Below are 6,279 nucleotides of genomic sequence, written 5' to 3' on the forward strand. Positions count from 1 at the left end.
ACATATAGCCTTGTTATTTGAAAATAATACAAGAGTATATGTTTAATAATCTATTACTTGGTAATCAAGTTTTACTTTATTGTAATATAATGCCTTAACGATACCATCAGATACCCCTATCTTAGGAACATAGATATATTTGGCACCACTCCACTTCATGGCGTTATTATAAATGTTAATCGCAGGTATGATAACGTCAGCACGGTCTGGATTAAGCCCCAATAACGAGATACGCTCATCATAAGACATCTTACTTAGTCTAAGCAATTGCTTGTGTAAATAGAAGTATGACAATGGTTTATCTTGCGTCTTACCTGACATTTTGAATATCTTATTGATGTTTCCACCACTACCGATGACGATTAGATCTTTCAGATCCTTTGATTCTTCTTTAATCCACTGCTCTATATCAGTCCACACTTGTGGTTCTACCATATTATTTAACAAGCGTACTGTACCGTTTTTAAACGATCTTGAGTTTACTTGCTTCCCGTGATCAAATAAAGTAAACTCCGTACTACCACCACCCACGTCTATATATAAAATACTATTACTACTATTAATGAAGTGTTTTAGATCTGAAGACGCGATAATCATAGCTTCTTTCTTTCCATCTATAATACTAATCTTAATACCTGATTCTTTAAAGACGCGATCTACTATAGGCTTTGCATTCGAAGCTTCACGCATAGCACTAGTAGCACATGCCATAAACTTATCGACCTTATTCACTTTCATCAATAAAAAGAATGCTTTCATAGCATCAACCATACGATCTTCTGCCTCCTTAGAAACATTCCCGGTAGTAAATACATCCTGTCCTAATCGAATAGGTACACGTATTAACGAACTCTTAGTAAATATAGTTTCCTTACCTTCCTCTTCGACTATATTCATAATCAATAATCGCATAGCATTAGATCCTATATCTATAGCAGCATACTTCTTTATCTTTAGCATATATCTAGTTCTATTATTTTAACTTATTTTGATAATACTTATACATTTCCTGTTGTGAATGGAACTTATTGTCTTTAGTATATCCACGATATGCATTAGACAACTCCGCATTCTGATACCTAGTCTTATAGTTCCCTTTCCATCCTATATCGAATGTATCTATCAACTCCTGTTTGACTACTTCATCATAGATAGGGCAAGTAACCTCTACCCTCTCATCCAAGTTTCTAGTCATAAAATCCGCAGATGATATATAAATATCAGGATTGCCATTATTTCCAAATATATACACCCTCGAATGCTCTAAGAAACGGTCTACAATACTGATCGCTTCAATATTCTCACTCATCCCTGGTATACCCGGAACTAAAGAACATATCCCTCTAATAATCAACTGAATTTTTACTCCTGCATTACTCGCCTCATATAGCTTATCTATCATCTTAAGATCTGATAAACTATTCATCTTAAGTCGTATATACGCAGGAAGACCATTCTCCGCATTCTTTATTTCTCGCTCTATTAATTTGTAAAACCCTTTACGTGTATAATGAGGAGATACTAATAGATGCTTATATTTATGTACACGGTAGTTCACCTGTAAGAATTCGAATACTTTAGACACATCCTTCATCAGAGAATTATGACTAGTAAAGACTGTTACGTCTGTGTATACTTTGGCTGTACTCTCATTAAAGTTTCCTGTAGATACAAAGCCATAACGCTTCACCTTTTTATTCTCTAGACGTTCTACCACACATATTTTACTGTGTACTTTAAGTCCTTTTACCCCAAATATTAACTGCACACCTTCTGATTGCATCAACTCAGAATAATAGATATTACTTGCCTCATCGAAACGGGCTTGCAACTCTACTTGAGCTACTACTTTCTTACCATTCTTCACTGCGTTAATTAAAGAACTAATAATCTGAGAATTCTTCGCTAATCGATACAAGGTAATCTTAATAGATAACACCTGTGGATCTAACGCAGCCTCTCTTAAGAACTTAACTAAATAAGAATAAGACTGATAAGGTGTATAGATCATATAATCTCGCTTCTGAATCTGCTGAATAATACTATCCTCTAGATTCAATCCCTTTACAGGTACAGGTATCTGCTTAGGATAAGTCAAATCTGTTCTACCTGTGGTAGGGAAACTCATATAGTCACGTCTATTGTGATATCTACCTGACGGGATAATACTATCATTTAATTCTATTTCCACATTCTCAAGTAAGAAATCAAGCATCTCTTGATCCATCTCTTGATCATATACGAATCGCACAATAGCCCCTTGTTTTCTATCGCGTACACCACTTGATATCTTCTCTACAAACGACTTGTGTAAGTCAGTATCAAAATCTAACTCCGCATCACGCGTAACTTTAATCATAAAAGCAGACTCTGCCTTAAAGTCAAATATATTGAAGATGGAGTCTAAGTTATATCTAATGATATCATCTATCATCATAATATATTTCTTATCATCATCAGATGGTATCTCTACGAATCGATTAACAATATTAGGTATCTCTATGACAGCATATCGTATAGCGCTATTATTGCGTCTTTGTTTATTCGTTTGGTGTTTCTCCACTAACAGAGGATCTACCTCTAGCTTCACAACTAAATAACCGTGTGTATCTCTTAACAATGGAAACTCCGCTAGATCACTTAAGATAATCGTTACCATATCAGGAGATACTTGGTGTAAGAAGAACTCTTTAACGAAAGCCTGTTGTTTCTCGTTTATCTCCTTCTCGTTAACCATAAAGATTCCCTCCCCTTCTAGTTTGCGTTCCACATCATGTAGGATGCGTACACTTTCCTTTTGTAACTCGATAACTCTAGTGGTAATCTGTGCTAATAGATCTTTTACGATTACTCCACTTCCTAACTTTCGATTACTTTGTCCAGTAAGTGTCATACGACGTATTGTCGCATATCTTACTCTAAAGAACTCATCTAAGTTATTAGAGAAGATCCCGATAAATCTCAATCTTTCTAGTAGCGGAACTGTTTCGTCACCTGCTTCTTGTAGAACTCGCTCATTAAATGATAGCCAACTCTTCTCGCGATCGATATATCTATATTTAGTTGTATTAGCTGTATTCATTATATTTTTAGGTCTCTTGGAAAAATAGTTAATTCGGTGTCTCCTTTTTCTATTGTACTCCAATCATCTGTATCGAAGTTTATAACAACAACGCCTGATGTAGGTACATTTTCAAAGGTTTCGCTACCAAATTTATTAACAAATTTCGTGATTGCATCATTATGACCGAAAAGAATTAGCGTGTCATGCTCATTTTTACACATTTTTATTGCATTTCTTAATTCAGAGCGTTCGAAAGTGTATATGTCTTCATTCTTAATAATACAGTCTATATTCATTTCCATATTCTGGCAGAAGATAGTTGCTGTCTCTTTAGCTCTCTTGGCTGGGCTACTCCACACAATTACCTTAGAAGGCAAATGACCTATTAATGCATGTGATACTAGGTGGGCATCACTTACTCCTCTCTTTGATAATGGGCGCGACAAATCATCAGTAATAGCATTCCAACTTGATTTTGCATGTCTAATAAGGATTAGTTTTTTCATAATAGTTTTATTTATTAGGTGGATTATTGTGTTTTTATTGTTTATACATCACATTCCTTGCCAAGAATAATATAAACACTTCTAAATCTAATAAAAAATATCAATATAAAATATATTTTAGGCTATAAAATAAAAACTTTACTTTTGAAGCTTAAATATACAACAAACAAATAAGCTAAACGCAATTCTACAAAACTGCTCTATCTCTAAGAACGAAGCCTCTTATAAGCTGTGTTTCGTCATAAAAAGTTTAGTAGTAAGAAAGTAGAATTAGCTCACCTTCTATAACTGTTGTAACTTTGTATTTAAAGTATTAATTATTAAAACAGAATAATGAGAAACTTCTCTATTGAATTTAAATGGGCTTCTATTGCTACTCTAGCCGCGTTAGTTTGGATGTTTATTGTCAAATCACTAGGTTTTCACGAGTTAGAAAAGATTAGATATGAAGTTGGTCTTCAGCTAATTTTTAACCTTGGACTTACTATTTTCTATTGGTTGGGAATTAGACAAAAGAAAAAAGAGTTTTACAACGGGGTGATTTCTTGGCAACGTGCTTTCCTTTCTGGACTTGTCATCTGTATTATGATTACTTTCTTCTTCCCTCTTATACAATACATTACATTTGTACAGGTGAGCCCTCACTTTATGAGCACCCTGCAGGAGGCAATGACAACACAAACTAAAATGCCTTTAGAAGAAGCAATTAACTATGCTTCATTTGATATATATATGCGAAATGGAGTTACTAATAATCTTTCTTTTGGTGTTGTAATTATCGCCATTATTTCGTACTTTATACAGACTAAAAACGCTGCGGAAATAATAACAACTCCACAGCAAAACAAGAACAAAAAGAACAACAACAAACGAAAAAAATAACATTAAATAAACTGATCTTATGAATCTAAATAATATACCATTAATCAAAAACTTGGATGCTGATAACTTCTTTTTATTAGCTGGTCCATGTGCTATCGAAGGTGAAGAGATGGCAATGCGTATCGCAGAAAAACTAGTAACTGTAACTGATAACCTTAAAATACCATTCGTATTTAAAGGTTCGTTTAAAAAAGCAAACAGATCGCGTATTGATAGCTTCACAGGTATAGGTAACGAGACTGCTCTTAAAATCTTACAAAAAGTAGGTAAAGAGTTTGGCGTTCCTACTGTAACGGATATTCACGAGAATTCTGATGCGGCATTAGCTGCTGAGTACGTAGATGTATTACAGATTCCTGCTTTCTTAGTAAGACAGACTGACCTAGTAGTAGCTGCTGCTAATACTGGTAAGGTAGTTAATCTTAAGAAAGGACAATTTATGAGTCCTGAGAGTATGAAACACGCTGTACAGAAAGTACTAGACTGTAATAACGAAAGTGTAATGGTGACTGATAGAGGAACGATGTTCGGATACCAAGATATGATTATTGATTATAGAGGAATCCCTACTATGCAACAATATGCTACTACAGTATTAGACATCACACACTCTCTACAACAGCCTAACCAATCTTCTGGAGTAACAGGAGGTCGTCCTGATCTTATCGAGACTGTAGCTAAAGCAGGTATTGCTGTAGGTGTAGATGGTCTGTTCTTAGAAACACACTTCGACCCAGCAAACGCAAAAAGTGATGGAGCAAATATGCTTCACTTAGATTACTTTGAAGATTTGATGAAGAAATTAGTTGATATCAGACAAACAATCAATAAATTTTAAAAAAAATTTTTAACACTACTTTTTTTATAACCAATTAGTTAGATAATATTGGTTGAAAAAAGAAGAAAAAAAAGCCTTGCAAGTCTTGCAAATTAAGAAAACAGCCCTATATTTGCACCGTTCTAAACAAACAAGATAAGCAACAGCTTAGGGGAGATACTCAAGCGGCCAACGAGGACGGACTGTAAATCCGTTGGGTAACCTTCGCAGGTTCGAATCCTGCTCTCCCCACCAAACGTTCATTAACAAGAAAATATTACTTAGATATAACCTTTTTAGGAAGGGGAGATACTCAAGCGGCCAACGAGGACGGACTGTAAATCCGTTGGGTAACCTTCGCAGGTTCGAATCCTGCTCTCCCCACTAATAAAGTCATATTGTATAAAAATTATAGTCTAATTTAACCTTTTAGGAGGGGAGATACTCAAGCGGCCAACGAGGACGGACTGTAAATCCGTTGGGTAACCTTCGCAGGTTCGAATCCTGCTCTCCCCACGAAGACTTTTTATACAATATATTATCTAAGTTACCTCTTAGGAGGGGAGATACTCAAGCGGCCAACGAGGACGGACTGTAAATCCGTTGGGTAACCTTCGCAGGTTCGAATCCTGCTCTCCCCACTAGTCAAAAAGCGACCAATAGGTCGCTTTTTTTGTTTGTATACTTTTATATTTAATTCCCTTTTAAAACCTCTAATTTCTATTTATAATAACATTCTTATCCATTAATAAGTTTAGCTTCCTAGCGATCTCTTCTCCATTGGGAATGATTTCTTGGTATGATTCTGGAAGTTGAGAAGTAAGACTATACGTTGCTATGCCGATAGGTTGATTAGAATCTTTTAACGCATACTCAACTATAGTACGCTTTTTAGGGATCAATCTCAAAAGTTGTGTGTGAATTAAAAACTACAGATCTTTGTAATGATAAATAATAAACGTGGAAAACTATATTGAGTTTATAAAAATGATTTTACCTGAGTTTTTAGT

Annotated in this window: 6 protein-coding genes and 4 tRNA genes; 6 read left to right on the top strand and 4 right to left on the bottom strand. The window is 35.0% G+C overall.

Translation table 11 applies throughout. From position 1 onward, the window contains the following. Window positions 1-42: 42 nt before the first annotated feature. From CF599_RS09385 to CF599_RS09395, 3 genes are read right to left on the bottom strand one after another with little or no spacing between them, the layout of a single operon-like run. Window positions 43-960, bottom strand: a complete 918-nt coding sequence (locus CF599_RS09385) for a Ppx/GppA phosphatase family protein (protein ID WP_121965778.1) — start codon at window positions 958-960, stop codon at window positions 43-45. Between the two features lie 13 nt (window positions 961-973). Next, window positions 974-3,082, bottom strand: a complete 2,109-nt coding sequence (gene ppk1 / locus CF599_RS09390) for a polyphosphate kinase 1 (protein WP_121965779.1) — start codon at window positions 3,080-3,082, stop codon at window positions 974-976. After that, entirely contained in the window at window positions 3,082-3,570 is a 489-nt protein-coding gene (locus CF599_RS09395) for a histidine phosphatase family protein (RefSeq protein ID WP_121965780.1), read from the bottom strand. The genes ppk1 and CF599_RS09395 overlap by 1 nt, the downstream gene beginning before the upstream one ends. 333 nt (window positions 3,571-3,903) lie before the next feature. Between CF599_RS09395 and CF599_RS09400 the strand changes: the two genes are divergently transcribed. From CF599_RS09400 to CF599_RS09425, 6 genes are all read left to right on the top strand, one after another. Next, complete coding sequence (locus CF599_RS09400) at window positions 3,904-4,452, top strand: DUF4199 domain-containing protein (RefSeq protein WP_121965781.1); 549 nt, start codon at window positions 3,904-3,906, stop codon at window positions 4,450-4,452. Window positions 4,453-4,471: 19 nt separating this feature from the next. Beyond that, window positions 4,472-5,290 carry a 3-deoxy-8-phosphooctulonate synthase gene (gene kdsA, locus CF599_RS09405; RefSeq protein WP_121965782.1) on the top strand — a complete coding sequence of 273 codons (819 nt, stop codon included), beginning with the start codon at window positions 4,472-4,474 and terminating at the stop codon, window positions 5,288-5,290. 150 nt (window positions 5,291-5,440) lie between these two features. After that, window positions 5,441-5,524 (top strand) — tRNA-Tyr (locus CF599_RS09410). A gap of 48 nt (window positions 5,525-5,572) precedes the next feature. Beyond that, window positions 5,573-5,653, top strand: a tRNA-Tyr gene (locus CF599_RS09415). 51 nt (window positions 5,654-5,704) lie between these two features. Further along, window positions 5,705-5,785: transfer RNA gene (locus CF599_RS09420), tRNA-Tyr, on the top strand. Between the two features lie 44 nt (window positions 5,786-5,829). Further along, window positions 5,830-5,910, top strand: a tRNA-Tyr gene (locus CF599_RS09425). A gap of 72 nt (window positions 5,911-5,982) precedes the next feature. Here the strand turns inward: CF599_RS09425 and CF599_RS09430 are convergent. Then, a complete protein-coding gene (locus CF599_RS09430; RefSeq protein ID WP_121965783.1) occupies window positions 5,983-6,171 on the bottom strand; it encodes a PDDEXK nuclease domain-containing protein in 189 nt (62 codons plus the stop codon). Between the last annotated feature and the right edge of the window lie 108 nt (window positions 6,172-6,279).

This window comes from Myroides sp. N17-2 (assembly GCF_002286775.1).
In the GTDB taxonomy this organism is placed as follows: domain Bacteria; phylum Bacteroidota; class Bacteroidia; order Flavobacteriales; family Flavobacteriaceae; genus Flavobacterium.